Source organism: Mesorhizobium sangaii (assembly GCF_014207355.1).
GTDB lineage: Bacteria > Pseudomonadota > Alphaproteobacteria > Rhizobiales > Rhizobiaceae > Mesorhizobium > Mesorhizobium sangaii.
On sequence record NZ_JACHEF010000002.1, the window covers coordinates 114,982 to 128,988 of the forward strand.

The following is a 14,007-nucleotide window of genomic DNA, read 5'->3' on the forward strand; positions in this document are numbered from 1 at the left end:
CCAGGTCCGGCTTCAGCCGGTCGATGATGCTGACCGCATGGCTGGCATACTGGCTGATCCGGCGATCCAAGGTCTCGCGATGCGGCTATGCTCCTGCCAGCGTCAATGCCCCTCGCCGGACTTCGCCTTCCTGCGTCGCCGCGCCAGCATGTTGAGCCCTTCGACCAAGGCCGAAAAACCCATCGCCGCGTAGATGTAACCCTTGGGCACATGGTAGCCCATGCCGTCGGCGATCAGCGTCATGCCGATCATCAGCAGGAAGCCCAGCGCCAGCATGACGATGCTCGGGTTCTTGGCGATGAAGTTTGCCAGCGGTCCGGCCGCCAGCATCATCACGCTGACCGCGACGATCACGGCGATGTACATGATGGCGATCTCATCGGTCATGCCGACGGCGGTGATGATCGAATCGATGGAGAAGACGAGGTCGAGCAGCAGGATCTGGAAGATCGCGCCGGCGAGGCTGATCTGCAGGGTCTCCCCCAGCATCGTGTCCTGGTGATCGTCGGGATCGACCGTGTGATGGATTTCCTTGGTCGCCTTCCAAACCAGGAACAGGCCACCGGCAATCAGGATCAGGTCGCGCCAGGAAAACCCGTGACCGAAGGCAGTGAAGACCGGCGTCGTCAGCTGGACGATGATCGAAATGGTGGCCAGCAGCACCAGCCGCATGATCAGCGCCGCCGAAATGCCGAGCCGGCGGGCCCGCGCCCTTTGCGCTTCCGGCAGCTTGTTTGTCAGGATCGAGATGAAGATCAGATTGTCGATGCCGAGCACGATCTCCAGCACCACCAGCGTCAGCAGCGCAACCCAGGCCGTCGGATCGGACACGAAGTGAAGATGTGGCGCCAGGAAATCGATGAGCTGCATGGAGGTCGTCCCCTCTACGATCTAGAGCAGTGTCGCCGGCAATTAGGTACTGCTTGCGTCCATATCAATGTCACGACCAGAAGGACGGTGCGGTTTCCTCCAGCCGCGGGCCGCGACGAAACGGCGCGATCCTCTCGGTCAGCCCGGTGCGGTCGGAAATATCGACGCCGACGCCGCACAATGTCGCCGGTCCGGTCGCTGCCTCGAAGCGCCCTTTCGGCACTTTCGACAGGAAACGGTTGAGCGGTTCCTCCTTGTCCATGCCGAGTGAGGAATCATAGTCGCCGCACATGCCGGCGTCGGAGATGTAGCCGGTTCCGCCATTGAGGATCTGGTGATCGCCGGTCGGCTGGTGCGTGTGGGTGCCGACCACCAGACTGGCGCGGCCATCGACGAAATGCGCAAAGCACATCTTTTCCGAGGTTGCCTCGGCGTGGAAGTCGATGATCACGGCATCCGCCTGCTCGCCGAGCGGACAGGCGGCCAGTTCGCGCTCACCGGCCTGGAACGGATCGTCGAGTTCGGGGTGCATGAACACCCGGCCCATGATGTTGGCGACCAGCACACGCGCACCGCTCCTGGCGATGTAGACGCCGGAGCCGCGGCCGGGCGTGCCCTTGGGGAAATTCGAGGGGCGCAGAAAGCGCTCTTCGCGCGGCGCGAAGGCCAGCGCGTCGCGCTGGTCCCAGACATGGTTGCCGGTGGTGACAACATCGGCGCCCGCCGCGATCGTTTCGCGAAAGATCTCTTCGGTGATGCCGAAGCCGCCGGCGGCATTCTCGCCATTGACGATGACGAAATCGAGTTTGAAATCGGAGATCAGTCCCGGCAGTTGTTCCCACACTGCCGTGCGTCCCGTTTTTCCAACCATGTCGCCGAGGAAGAGAAGTCTCATATGATCCCGCACCGAATGTCAGCGAAGCAAAAGCTGCATGACGTCTGTGAAAAGATCATGCGTCCATTGTGCTTATCTACAATTTTGGCGAGAAGCGGCGCAACCCACTCTCTGTGAGTATTTCCGGGATGACGACGTCGTGGTCCTCATCTGGCACCAGCGCCACCTCCTGGCAGTCGAAGGCGATGCCGATCAATCTTGGCGTCTGCCCCTTGTCGACAAGCTTGGCGATGGCACGGTCGTAGTAGCCGGCACCATAGCCGATGCGATGGCCGCGCGCGTCGAAGGCGGCGAGCGGCACCAGCATCACCGAAGGGTCGAGCACTTCGGCCTCCTCATGCGGGCCAACCGTGCCGAAGCCCATCTCGACCATCGGCGCGCCCCGCACCAGCTCGCGGAAGACGATGGTCGACTTGTCGAGGATCGCCGGCAGGCAAAGCCTGGCTCCCTTCTCGCGCAAGGCGAACATCAGCGGCCGGACGTCGACTTCCGAGCGCATCGGCCAGAAGCCGGAGACGATCTGACCCGGCTCGACAGCGAGGTGATCGCGCGCCGTCTCGGCCATTTCGAGGGCGATCTCCACCCGCCAGAATTCATCGAGCGCGTCGCGGCGCCCGAGTGCCTCGAGGCGAAGCTGCTTTTTCAGGTGTTTTGAGGATGTCATGCGCAGACGATAGAAAAAGTCAGATCTGGGTGGAGTTTTAGGAGCGACGTTTTCTACCGCATCATCCACCGAAATACATGGATGCGTTGCGAAAAGTGACGATCCACACAACCGGTGGAGAGAGCGATCCCGGGAACCTACAAAGTAGGTGGGCGCCGTGTGAGAAAACCCACGGGTCTTCCCAGGGACAGCTCCCTAAGGATCGTTAAGGCCCCGGGGAAAATGTTCTCCTGCCGGGAAGCACAGACCGTCCCACCCAATATAGGCTGCTGGTCGACCAAGCGCCAGTGAGACTGGCATTCTTTCCGTGTCGGATCCACGCCCTCGCCGCCGCCGACAAGCCACCCTTGCACAGGCAGCGCGGCGTCCTTACGGTCGTCATCACCAACCAAGAGCAATTCCAGGAAAAGTGTGAACGGTTTTCCGTCCGGAATTGCGTCAAAACAAAGAGATAGAGCGGTTCGACGTTTCCGTGAAACGGTGAACCGCTCTAAGGAGCAACAATGCGTTTCGAAGGCACGGCGGCCTATGTCGCCGACAAGGATCTGATGGTGGCGGTCAACGCGGCGATCGCGCTGGAACGGCCCTTGCTGGTCAAGGGCGAGCCCGGCACCGGCAAGACCGAACTCGCCAGGCAAGTTGCGGCAGCCCTTGGCCTCGACCTCATCGAATGGCACGTCAAGTCGACCACCAGGGCGCAGCAGGGCCTTTACGAATACGATGCCGTGTCGCGGCTGCGCGACAGCCAGCTCGGCGACGAGCGCTTCAACGACATCAGGAACTACATCAAGCGCGGCAAGCTTTGGGAGGCGTTCGCGGCCGGCAAGAAGGTCGTGCTTCTGATCGACGAGATCGACAAGGCCGATATCGAGTTTCCCAACGATTTGCTGCAAGAACTCGATCGGATGGAGTTCTTCGTCTACGAGACCGGCGAGACCATCCGCGCCGCGGTCAGGCCGATCGTCATCATCACCTCCAACAACGAGAAGGAGCTGCCGGACGCCTTCCTGCGCCGCTGCTTCTTCCACTACATCCGCTTTCCCGACGTCGAGACGCTGCACAAGATCGTCGATGTGCACTATCCCGGCATCAAGCAGAACCTAGTGCGCGCGGCGCTGACCCAGTTCTATGAGATCCGCGATGTGCCCGGCCTGAAGAAGAAGCCGTCGACTTCGGAAGCGCTCGATTGGATACGCTTGCTGGTCGCCGACGACATCGCGCCGGAAGACCTGCGCGCCGACCCGAAGAACGCATTGCCCAAGCTGCATGGCGCCCTTTTGAAGAACGAACAGGATGTGCATCTGTTCGAGCGGCTGGCCTTCATGGCAAGGCGGCAGGGCTAAGACTGTCCGTGCAGGTGTCGGAGCGCTACGAACGGGCCTCGCCCGCGGTCTGGGCGGAAGCTGCCCCCTTGCCTCCTGCGGCGCGACGGTCTTCGCGCCGAAGATGATGAGGCTGATGACGGCGAGAGTATTCCCCCCTTGCGATATCGTCTTGCATTCGCAAGCCTTGGCGCCACGGGCACGAGAGGCGCTGCATATGCTCGCGACCGCTTTTCGCGAGTATGATTTGCCGGCAGGATAGGCAAGGATGTTTCCCACTCCTGGTTCTTTATGGATCGGGTTCCAGATTTCAGAGGGATCGAAATGACCGAGATCACTGTCCGCCCGCTTGCGCAGTCCGACCACGCCGACTGGCGGCGCCTGTGGACCGACTACCTGACCTTCTATGAAACCAAACTGCCGGAGGAGGTCTACGCCGTTACCTGGAAGCGGCTGTTCACGGCAGGCGAGTTCGAGCCGAAGGGTTTCATCGCCACGCTCGACGGCAAGGCCGTAGGCCTCACCCACTATCTCTACCACCGCTCCTGCTGGGCGGAGCAGAACAACTGCTATCTGCAGGACCTGTTCGCCGACCCGGATGTGCGCGGCAAGGGCATTGGTGCTGAGCTGATCAAGGCGGTGAAGCTGGAAGCCGCAAAAATCGGCGTCAAGAATGTCTACTGGATGACGCACGAGTCCAACGCCACCGCGCGCAAGCTCTACGACTATGTCGCGCGCCGGACCGGCTTCATCGAGTATGATTTGCTGTAGATAGACGATGTTCATCCCCTTCTTCCTCGAACTGAAGGCGGCGCGTGTTCCCGTTTCGCTGCGGGAATATCTATCGTTGCTGGAGGGGCTGGAAGCTGGATTGGTCGATTACGACGTCGAGGGTTTCTACTATCTGGCCCGCACCGCGCTGGTGAAGGACGAACGCCACATCGACCGCTTCGACCAGGTGTTTGCCCATGTCTTCAAGGGCGTCGAGGCGCTGGGCGGGCCTGATGCCGTCGATGTCGCCAATATTCCCGAGGAATGGCTGCGCCGGCTCGCCGAGAAGCACCTGACCGACGAAGAGAAAAAACTGGTCGAGGCGCTAGGTGGTTTCGAAAAGCTGATGGAGACCTTGAAACAGCGGCTGCAGGAGCAGCAAGGCCGCCACCAGGGCGGCTCGAAATGGATCGGCACCGGCGGCACCTCACCCTTCGGCGCCTATGGCTACAATCCCGAAGGCGTGCGCATCGGCCAGCACGAAAGCCGCAACCGCCGCGCCGTAAAAGTCTGGGACAGACGCGAGTTCAGGAATTTCGATGACGCCGTCGAACTCGGCACCCGCAATATCAAGATCGCGCTGAAGCGGCTGCGCCGCTGGGTGCGCGAGGGCGCCGAAGAGGAGTTCGACCTGCCGGGCACCATCCATGCCACCGCCGAGCACGGCTATCTCGACGTGCAAACGCGGCCCGAACGACGCAACGCGGTGAAGCTCTTGATGTTCTTCGATGTCGGCGGCTCGATGGACGACCACATCAAGAGCGTCGAAGAGCTGTTTTCGGCCGCCCGCGCCGAATTCCGCCAACTCGAATATTTCTATTTCCACAACTGCCTCTATGAGGGCGTGTGGAAGGACAATCGTCGCCGGCATGCCGAGACGATCCCGACCTTCGACCTGATCCACAAATATGGGCCGGACTACAAAGTGATCGTCGTCGGTGACGCCTCGATGAGCCCTTACGAGATCGCCCACCCCGGCGGCTCGGTCGAACACTGGAACCAGGAGGCCGGAGCCGTATGGCTCGGCCGCATGCTGCAGCAATGGCCGAACGCGGTATGGTTGAATCCCGAGAGCCAGAAGAACTGGGGTTTTACCCATTCGATCGCCATGATCCGCGACATCTTCGGCGGCCGCATGTTCCCGCTGACGCTGGCCGGACTCGAAGCCGCGACCAGGCAGCTTTCAAGGAAGCATTGAGCGTCAAGGGAAATGATTGCTCGTCCAGAAGTGCCCCGTACTGGGCAGGGCTGTAACAAATGCCTATCTTGGTGCGAATATGAGGTTGCAATCAACAACGAGCCGGCAAGGCTGAGGAGATCGAATGGACACCCACACCTACCCCGTCACCCGCACCGACGCCGAATGGCGCGCCCGGCTGACGCCGGAGCAATATGCCGTCATGCGCGGCCACGGCACCGAGCGGCCGGGAAGCTGCGCTTTGCTCTATGAGAAGCGCGCCGGCACGTTTTCCTGCGTCGGCTGCGACCAGCCGCTGTTCGAGTCCAAGCTGAAGTTCGAGAGCGGCACCGGCTGGCCGAGCTTCAACGACCCGGTGCCGGGCTCGGTCGAGAACACCGTCGACCGCAGCTATGGCATGGTCCGGACCGAATGCCATTGCGCCCGCTGCGGCAGCCATCTCGGCCATGTCTTCGAGGACGGCCCGCCGCCGACCGGCCTGCGCTATTGCATCAACGGCGTCGCGCTGAAATTCGAGCCAACAGCTTGACCCGACCGTCGGATGAATGGAAAGGGCGGCTGCGGCCGCCCTTTTTCATTGCGCGATAGGTGCCCTATCCCACTGTCAGACCACGACCGACAGGATCAGCCACAATGTGGCGCCAAGCGTCATCAGCGAGGCTTTGGCGCCAGTGGCCTTTTCCGTGGTTCGCCATACGGCAAAGGTCAGGAAGATATTGTAGGGCACCGGCGCGAAATGCACCGCCAGAACCAGCGCGAGTGGCAGCTTCAGTGCGAGCAGGACGATCGCGGCCACTGACGAAGCGACATTGATCGCCATGCCGACAAGGACGAGGTCGCGCCAGAACAGCCGATCGAGCGGCACCAGGCCTTGCCAGCGCGCGCGGAAGAAGCCCGGGCTTGCCGTGTCGGTCTCGTCATCGGGAAGCTTTGAAACATTCATCGGCGCAACCCTTGCTTCGGCGTCGGCAGGAACGTCAAACGCAACAAACTGTCAACACCAGGCGACGATGGACATCGTGACCTGGCCAGATGTCACGGTCGCGAAACCTTTCTACGCCGCTTCTTTTCGGTATACTTTTGCCAAGCGGCGACGTCCCGACGGAGTTTGCCGCCCCATCATCCAGTCGCCTGCCGGGGAGGTCTTGAGATGAGCGACAATTTCTACAATGTGCTGTTTCTGTGCAACGCCAATTCGGCGCGATCCATCATGGGGGAAGCCATCCTCAACCGGATCGGCGCCGGCAAGTTCAAGGCCTTTTCCGCCGGCTCGCAACCGAAGGGCACGGTCAATCCCTACGCACTCCAACTGCTCGAAACCCTCAGCTTCGACACCGGCTTCGCCCGCTCGAAAAGCTGGGACGAATTTGCCGCGCCCGACGCGCCGGAAATGAACTTCGTCTTCACCGTCTGCGACAACACCGCGAACGAAGCCTGTCCCATATGGCCCGGCCATCCGATGACGGCGCTTTGGGCGATACCGGACCCGGCCAAGGCCCGCGGCACCGAGGCCGAGGTGCACCTCGCCTTCGCCGATGCCTATCGCATGCTCAACAATCGCATCTCGCTGTTTGTCAATCTGCCGGTGGGTACGCTCGACCATATGACGCTGCAGCACCATCTGGACGAGATCGGTCGCGATACGGCGAAGGCGAACTGATCGCAAAACGCTCGTCGCATCGGCGGCTGGCAGGCGCGAATTTCACGCTCAGGCTTGTTCGCCGTCCGCCAGAACCTCGGTGACCGCGCGCTCGATGCGTGAGGTCTCCGTCACCAGCCAGTCGGTCATCGCCGGCCAGTTGTCCTCGGCAAAGCAATTCACCCGCCACATCGAATTGATGCCAAGGCCCTGGCAACTCTGTTCCGGCCTGAGCTTCAACTTGCCTTCGATCGCCGGCTGGAACGGCTTCAACCGCGACCACGCTCCCGTGGCGCCGAACTTCTCGTTGCGCCCGAAGAAGACGCCGACATGGTTCTGCGCCGGCGCCACATACATGGAAAGGACCAATGCGAAGCCGGGCAGCCCGCGCTGCCAGAACCAGGGTCCGCGCCTCGCCAGCAGGGCCTTTTCCTCCGGATGCCGTTCCTCGAACAGCGTCCAGAAACCGCGCTGGCGGAATTCAGAGGCGCGGCGGGCGCCGAAGTCGAATTCGCTCATGCTTCGATGACGCTCCAGCATCACGCCCGGGCTGAGACTGTTGCCGGCTCCCTAGAGACTGTTTCGAAATCCGCTCTGGCGAGTCATATGGTGGTGGTTTCGAGAACCGTAGCGCAGCGGACTTTGGTCCGTGAGCAACGGAAGCGCAGAAAACGCCATCAGATGGCCGCCGGAGTAGAATTTCCAAACAGGCTCTTACACCATGCCGAGCGCGGCCTTGTACAGGTCGAGGATGGTTTCCTCCTCCTGCCGCTCTGCCTGGTCCTTCTTGCGCAGCCGGATGATCGTGCGCATCGCCTTGGTGTCGAAGCCGGTACCCTTGGCTTCGGCGAACACTTCCTTGATGTCGTCGGAAATGGTCTTCTTCTCTTCCTCGAGCCGCTCTATGCGCTCGATGAAGGCACGCAGCTGGCCGGCGGCAACAGTCTGGCTGGTCTCGGTGATATCGTCGGCCATGTTTTCTTCTCCGCGTCTTTTATGCGTCACGACTCGGAAGCCGACCGTGACGGATTTGAGCGGGTTCGATGCCCGACCAAGCGCGGCGGGTCAAGATAGTATCGATGCGGCATGAAGGGTTGCGCACGCCCCGAGGTGTGTTGAGATTCAGGTCAGGCCGAGCCGAAAAAGGGTGGCTTCCGAGAACCGGAGCGGAGCGTACTTTGGTACGTGAGCACCGGAAGCGCAGGAAGCCAGCGTTTGCAGGCCGGCATCACCTGAATATCAACACACCTCAATTGAAGGCGATCAACAGATCCTTGGCATCGATCTGGTCGCCGGCCTTGACCAGCACCTCGGCGACCGTGCCGTCGCGCTCGGCGTGCAGCGCCGTCTCCATCTTCATCGCCTCGATGGAAAGCAGCACGTCGCCGGCCTTCACGGCCTGGCCAGCGGCAACCGAAAGCGCCGAGACGACGCCCGGCATCGGCGCGCCGACATGCGCCTCGTTACCCGGCTCGGCCTTGCGGCGGGCCTTGGCGGCGGACGCGCCATGCGCCCTGTCGGGCACCTTGACGCGGCGCGGCTGGCCGTTGAGCTCGAAGAACACGGTGACCATGCCCTTGTCGTCGACCTCGCCGATGGCCAGACAGCGCACCACCAGCGTCTTGCCCTTCTCGATGTCGACGAAGATCTCGTCTTCGGGCTTCATGCCGTAGAAATAGGTCGGCGTCGGCAGGACGCTGACCGGGCCGTAGGTCTCCTGCGCGCCGGCGAAGTCGGAAAACACCTTCGGATACATCAGCCACGAGGCGAATTCGAACTCCGAGAGCTTGCGCTCGAGCTTCTCCTCGATCTCCTTGCGGCTGGCCTTGAGATCGGCCGGCTTGAGCAGCGAGCCCGGCCGCACCGTGATTGGCTTGTCGCCCTTCAGCGCCTTCTTCTGCAACGCTGCCGGCCAACCACCGGGCGACTGGCCAAGATCGCCGCGCAGCATCGAGACGACCGAATCCGGAAAGGCGATATCCCTGGCCGGATTTTCGACATCGGCGACGGTCAGGTCCTGGCTGACCATCATCAATGCCATGTCGCCGACGACCTTGGACGACGGCGTCACCTTGACGATGTCGCCGAACATCAGGTTGACGTCGTGATAGGTCTGCGCCACCTCGTGCCAGCGTGTCTCGAGCCCGAGCGAGCGCGCCTGTTCCTTGAGATTGGTGAACTGTCCGCCCGGCATTTCATGCAGGTAGACTTCCGAGGCCGGTCCCTTGAGGTCGCTTTCGAAGGCGGCGTACTGATTACGCACCGCCTCCCAGTAGAACGAGATCTTGCGAATCCATTGCGGGTCGAGGCCGGGGTCGCGCTCGGTGCCCTTCAGCGCCTCGACGATCGAGCCAAGGCAAGGCTGCGATGTGTTGCCGGAGAAGGCATCCATCGCCGCGTCGATGGCGTCGACGCCGCTCTCCACCGCAGCCAGCACCGTCGCCGCCGACAGGCCCGACGTGTCGTGGGTGTGGAAATGGATCGGCAAATCGGTCGCCTCGCGCAGTGCCTTGAACAGCACGCGTGCGGCGGAAGGCTTCAAGAGGCCGGCCATGTCCTTGACGGCGATGATGTGGGCGCCGGCCGCCTGCAATTCGCTGGCCAGGCCGACATAGTATTTGAGATCGTATTTGGCTCGCGCCGGGTCGAGTATGTCGCCGGTGTAACACATCGCCGCTTCGATCAGCTTGCCCTCGGCGCCGACCGCGTCCATGGCGACGCGCATGTTCTCGACCCAGTTCAGGCAGTCGAATACGCGGAACAGGTCGATGCCGCCGCTGGCCGCCTGCTTGACGAAATGTTGCACGACATTGTCGGGATAATTGGTGTAGCCGACGCCGTTGGCGCCGCGCAGCAGCATCTGCAGCAACAGATTGGGCGCTGCCTCGCGCACCAGCGACAGTCGCTCCCATGGATCCTCGGTGAGGAAACGCATGGCGACGTCGAAGGTGGCGCCGCCCCAGCATTCGAGCGACAGAAGCTGCGGCAGGGCGCGCGCATAGGTGCCGGCGATGCCGGCGATGTCATGCGTGCGCACACGCGTTGCCAGCAGCGACTGATGGCCGTCGCGCATCGTCGTGTCGGTGACCAGCACCTCCTTTTGCGCGCGCATCCAGGCGGCGAATTTTTCCGGTCCGAGCACGTCCAGCTTCTGCTTGCTGCCGCCCGGCACATTGCCGTTGAGGTAGGGCACGATGGGTGCGGCCGCGTCGGCCTTCGGCTGTGGCCGGCCGCGCGCCTCGGGATGACCGTTGACCGACACGTCGGCCAGATAGTTGATGAGCTTGGTGGCGCGGTCCTGGCGCTTCACCTGCTGGAACAGCTCCGGCGTCGTGTCGATGAACTTGGTCGTGTAGGAATTGTCGGCGAAGCTCGGGTGATTGATGATCGCTTCGAGGAAGGTCAGGTTGGTGGCGACGCCGCGGATGCGGAACTCGCGCAGCGCCCGGTTCATGCGGGCGATGGTCTCGGCCGGCGTCGGCGCCCAGGCCGTCACCTTCTCCAACAGCGGATCGTAGAAGCGGGTGATGACCGCGCCGGAATAGGCGGTGCCGCCGTCGAGGCGAATGCCGAAGCCGGTGGCACCACGATAGGCGGTGATGCGGCCGTAGTCGGGAATGAAATTGTGCTCGGGGTCTTCGGTGGTGATGCGGCACTGCAAGGCATGGCCATTCAGCCGGATGTCCTTCTGCGCCGGCACGCCCGATTCCGGCGTGCCGATAGCGAAGCCGTCGAGGATGTGGATCTGCGCCTTGACGATGTCGATGCCGGTCACCTGCTCGGTGACGGTGTGCTCGACCTGGATGCGCGGATTGACCTCGATGAAATAGAACTTGGCGGTATCGGCATCCTGCAGGAACTCGACCGTACCGGCACCGACATAGCTGGTCTCGCGCGCGATCTTCAGCGCATAGCCGCAAAGCTCCTCGCGCTGCGACATTTCGAGATATGGCGCCGGCGCCCGCTCGACAACCTTCTGGTTGCGGCGCTGGATCGAGCAGTCGCGTTCGAACAGGTGCACCGCATTGCCATGCGTGTCACCCAGCACCTGCACCTCGACATGGCGGGCGCGCTCGATCAGCTTTTCGAGATAGACCTCGTCCTTGCCGAAGGCGGCTTTCGCCTCGCGCTTGCCTTCCATGACCTCGCGGGCAAGATCGGCCTCGGAGCGGATGGCGCGCATGCCGCGCCCGCCGCCGCCCCACGATGCCTTCAGCATCACGGGATAGCCGATCTCCTTGGCCAGTTTCTTCACCGCGTCCATGTCGTCGGGCAACGGATCTGTGGCGGGGATCACCGGCACGCCGACCTCGATCGCCAGATTGCGCGCGGCAACCTTGTTGCCGAGCCGGCGCATGGTATCGGGCTTCGGCCCGATGAAGGTGATGCCGGCGACCGCGCAGGCTTCGGCGAATTCGGGGCTTTCCGACAAAAGCCCGTAGCCGGGATGGATGGCGTCGGCGCCCGAAAGCCTGGCGACGCGGATCACCTCCTCGATCGACAGGTAGCTTTCGATCGGTCCCATGTCGCGGGTCAGGTGCGGTCCGCGCCCGACCTGGTAGCTCTCGTCGGCCTTGAAGCGATGCAGCGAATACTTGTCCTCCTCGGCCCAGATCGCCACGGTTTTGAGGCCAAGTTCGTTGGCCGCGCGAAAGACGCGAATGGCGATTTCGGATCGGTTGGCGACGAGAATCTTCGTAATGGCCAAGGACGAACTCCGGACAGCGTCGGGGAGGAAACTGGGCGTCATGATTAGCGCGAAAATGCTGCAGTGCAAACAAAATTGACGCTGAATTAAATCGATTGAACCGGAATCTTTGCGCCAAAGTCGGTCGCATTCGGTCGAACGCGCAAGAAAGCCGCGGCGCTGCCATTCAAGGCCGGATCATTTTCCGGCTAAAGGCCGGCTGTATCGGCTTGCCGGATCGTCCGGAACGGAGCGAGGCTCAAAAGAAAATGCCCGGCGCGAGGCGCCGGGCATTTCGTAAAGATCGAGGCCGACAGGCTTACATCTTCTGGATGTAGGTGTACTTGCCGTCGTCGCCCTTCTTCCATTCGTACATGACGTAGCCGGGCAGCGTCGGGTCGCCCTTGGCGTCATAGGACAGGTCGCCGAGCACGGTCTTGAACGGGCCATTCGCATGCAGCGCCTTGGCAACTTCCTGCGGGTCGTTCGACTTGGCGGCCGCCGCTGCTTCCGAAAGCGCTTGCACGGCAGCGTATGCGTAAAGCGTGTAAGCTTCCGGCTCGAAGCCCTGCGCACGGAACTTCTCGACGAGTTCCTTGTTCGCGGGGATCAGGCGCGGATCCGGGCCGAAGGTGTTGAGCGTGCCCGCAACCGCGTCGCCCGCGATCGAAGCCAACTCGTTCGACACGATGCCGTCACCGGAAACCAGCGTCGCCTTGAGGCCCTGGTCGGCCGCCTGGCGGATGATCAGGCCGGCTTCAGTGTGCAGGCCGCCCCAATAGATGATGGAGACGCCGGCTTCCTTCATCTTGGCGATCAGCGCCGAGAAGTCCTTGTCGCCGACGTTGATGCCTTCATACATGACTTCCGTCACGCCCTTGGCGTTCATCGCCTTCTTGGTTTCGTCGGCAAGGCCCTGGCCGTAGGTGGTCTTGTCGTGCACGACGGCGATCTTGGCGTCCTTGAAGTTCGCGGCGAGATAAGCGCCGGCAATGCTACCCTGCTGGTCATCGCGTCCGCAGGTGCGGAACACGTTCCACAGGCCGCGCTCGGTGAACTGCGGGTTGGTTGCAGCCGGAGTGATCTCGACGATGTTGTTTTCCGCATAGACTTCGGATGCCGGGATCGAGACGCCCGAGTTGAAGTGGCCGACCACGAACTTGACGCCGTCGCCGACGAACTTGTTGGCGACCGAGATGCCCTGCTTCGGATCGGAGACGTCGTCGCCAACCTCGAGCTTGATCTGCTCGCCATTGATGCCGCCCTTGGCATTGATGTCGGCGACAGCCGCTTCCGCACCCTTTTGAAGCTGTGCGCCGAAGGCTGCGTTCGGACCGGTGATCGGACCGGCAACGCCGATCAGTACATCAGCCCACGCGCTGCCGCCGAACGCGACGAGCGCGGTCAGGGCGACGGCGGACAAAAGTGATTTTTTCATTTAAACGCTCCCATTTACGGAGTGGGCGTGGATGAAGCTTTCATGCGATGCCCACCCTTATCGCAGAAAGCATAGTTTGCCGATTTTCAGGCACTTGTCACGCCGATTCATCCCCGAAGCGGCGTTAATGATGAACCTCAGCCTTTCGGCTTCCAGCTCAAGATTGAAGCTCTTTCGTAGAGCCAATTATACTGCGTCACCATCTGGTTTGTTCGTGTGTATTGATAGCCGACGAAGCCAAGGATCATCAGCACGATGGTGTCGACGATGTAGTAGTGCAGCGAGAACATCGTGCCGCCGAACAGCGCGTGATGGATGAAGCGGATGCCTATGCCGAGGCCTAGCATATAGACGAACAAATGGATGAAGCTGCGCCATGTCTGGGCGCTTGCCTTTCCCGTCATCCAGGCCGCCCAGCCGCCGAGCAGGCAGGTGACGAAGAAGAACTGCCAGATCGACGGCTCCTCGTAAAGAATGCCCTGCATAGTGAAGTCTCCCTAGCATGATCCCGAAAAGTTGCAGA

General features: G+C 61.9%; 14 protein-coding genes and 1 other RNA gene. 5 read left to right on the forward strand and 10 right to left on the reverse strand.

All coding sequences use genetic code 11. The annotated features are described in order from the left end of the window. Positions 1-102: 102 nt before the first annotated feature. The 4 genes from HNQ71_RS09675 to ssrS form a co-directional block, all read right to left on the reverse strand. Positions 103-870, reverse strand: a complete 768-nt coding sequence (locus HNQ71_RS09675; protein ID WP_184872387.1) for a TerC family protein — start codon at positions 868-870, stop codon at positions 103-105. Between the two features lie 70 nt (positions 871-940). Then, positions 941-1,765, reverse strand: a complete 825-nt coding sequence (locus tag HNQ71_RS09680) for a TIGR00282 family metallophosphoesterase (RefSeq protein WP_095084226.1) — start codon at positions 1,763-1,765, stop codon at positions 941-943. Positions 1,766-1,841: 76 nt separating this feature from the next. After that, on the reverse strand, positions 1,842-2,429 hold the full coding sequence (locus HNQ71_RS09685; RefSeq protein WP_184872388.1) for a 5-formyltetrahydrofolate cyclo-ligase: 588 nt from the start codon (positions 2,427-2,429) through the stop codon (positions 1,842-1,844). A 96-nt stretch (positions 2,430-2,525) separates the two neighbouring features. Continuing rightward, positions 2,526-2,681, reverse strand: a non-coding RNA gene (gene ssrS, locus HNQ71_RS09690) — 6S RNA. Between the two features lie 251 nt (positions 2,682-2,932). On the opposite strand from ssrS, the gene HNQ71_RS09695 reads away from it, so the two are divergent. The 4 genes from HNQ71_RS09695 to msrB all read left to right on the forward strand — a co-directional run bounded on the left by HNQ71_RS09695 (position 2,933) and on the right by msrB (position 6,249). Further along, entirely contained in the window at positions 2,933-3,772 is an 840-nt protein-coding gene (locus tag HNQ71_RS09695) for an AAA family ATPase (RefSeq protein ID WP_184872389.1), read from the forward strand. Positions 3,773-4,075: 303 nt separating this feature from the next. After that, a complete protein-coding gene (locus HNQ71_RS09700; protein ID WP_184872390.1) occupies positions 4,076-4,522 on the forward strand; it encodes a GNAT family N-acetyltransferase in 447 nt (148 codons plus the stop codon). A gap of 7 nt (positions 4,523-4,529) precedes the next feature. Continuing rightward, positions 4,530-5,720, forward strand: coding sequence for a vWA domain-containing protein (locus tag HNQ71_RS09705; protein WP_184872391.1), 1,191 nt, complete (start codon positions 4,530-4,532; stop codon positions 5,718-5,720). A gap of 124 nt (positions 5,721-5,844) precedes the next feature. Then, entirely contained in the window at positions 5,845-6,249 is a 405-nt protein-coding gene (gene msrB, locus HNQ71_RS09710) for a peptide-methionine (R)-S-oxide reductase MsrB (RefSeq protein WP_023688927.1), read from the forward strand. Between the two features lie 75 nt (positions 6,250-6,324). On the opposite strand, the gene HNQ71_RS09715 is transcribed toward msrB, so the two are convergent. Then, positions 6,325-6,663 carry a hypothetical protein gene (locus HNQ71_RS09715; protein ID WP_184872392.1) on the reverse strand — a complete coding sequence of 113 codons (339 nt, stop codon included), beginning with the start codon at positions 6,661-6,663 and terminating at the stop codon, positions 6,325-6,327. 207 nt (positions 6,664-6,870) lie between these two features. Here HNQ71_RS09715 and HNQ71_RS09720 point away from each other — a divergent pair, with 207 nt between their 5' ends. Then, positions 6,871-7,380, forward strand: a complete 510-nt coding sequence (locus HNQ71_RS09720) for an arsenate reductase ArsC (protein ID WP_184872393.1) — start codon at positions 6,871-6,873, stop codon at positions 7,378-7,380. Between the two features lie 48 nt (positions 7,381-7,428). Here the strand turns inward: HNQ71_RS09720 and HNQ71_RS09725 are convergent, their stop codons facing one another. From HNQ71_RS09725 to HNQ71_RS09745, 5 genes are all read right to left on the reverse strand, one after another. Next, positions 7,429-7,878: a hypothetical protein gene (locus HNQ71_RS09725; RefSeq protein ID WP_184872394.1), complete on the reverse strand. Its 450-nt coding sequence runs from the start codon at positions 7,876-7,878 to the stop codon at positions 7,429-7,431. A gap of 195 nt (positions 7,879-8,073) precedes the next feature. Beyond that, positions 8,074-8,334 (reverse strand): DUF2312 domain-containing protein, encoded by a 261-nt coding sequence (locus tag HNQ71_RS09730; protein WP_027027312.1) that lies wholly within the window; start codon positions 8,332-8,334, stop codon positions 8,074-8,076. Positions 8,335-8,608: 274 nt separating this feature from the next. Beyond that, positions 8,609-12,067, reverse strand: coding sequence for a pyruvate carboxylase (gene pyc, locus HNQ71_RS09735; RefSeq protein WP_184872395.1), 3,459 nt, complete (start codon positions 12,065-12,067; stop codon positions 8,609-8,611). Between the two features lie 298 nt (positions 12,068-12,365). Continuing rightward, a complete protein-coding gene (locus HNQ71_RS09740; RefSeq protein ID WP_095084216.1) occupies positions 12,366-13,484 on the reverse strand; it encodes a branched-chain amino acid ABC transporter substrate-binding protein in 1,119 nt (372 codons plus the stop codon). Between the two features lie 137 nt (positions 13,485-13,621). Then, positions 13,622-13,969 (reverse strand): DUF6867 family protein, encoded by a 348-nt coding sequence (locus HNQ71_RS09745; RefSeq protein ID WP_095084215.1) that lies wholly within the window; start codon positions 13,967-13,969, stop codon positions 13,622-13,624. Positions 13,970-14,007 lie beyond the last annotated feature (38 nt).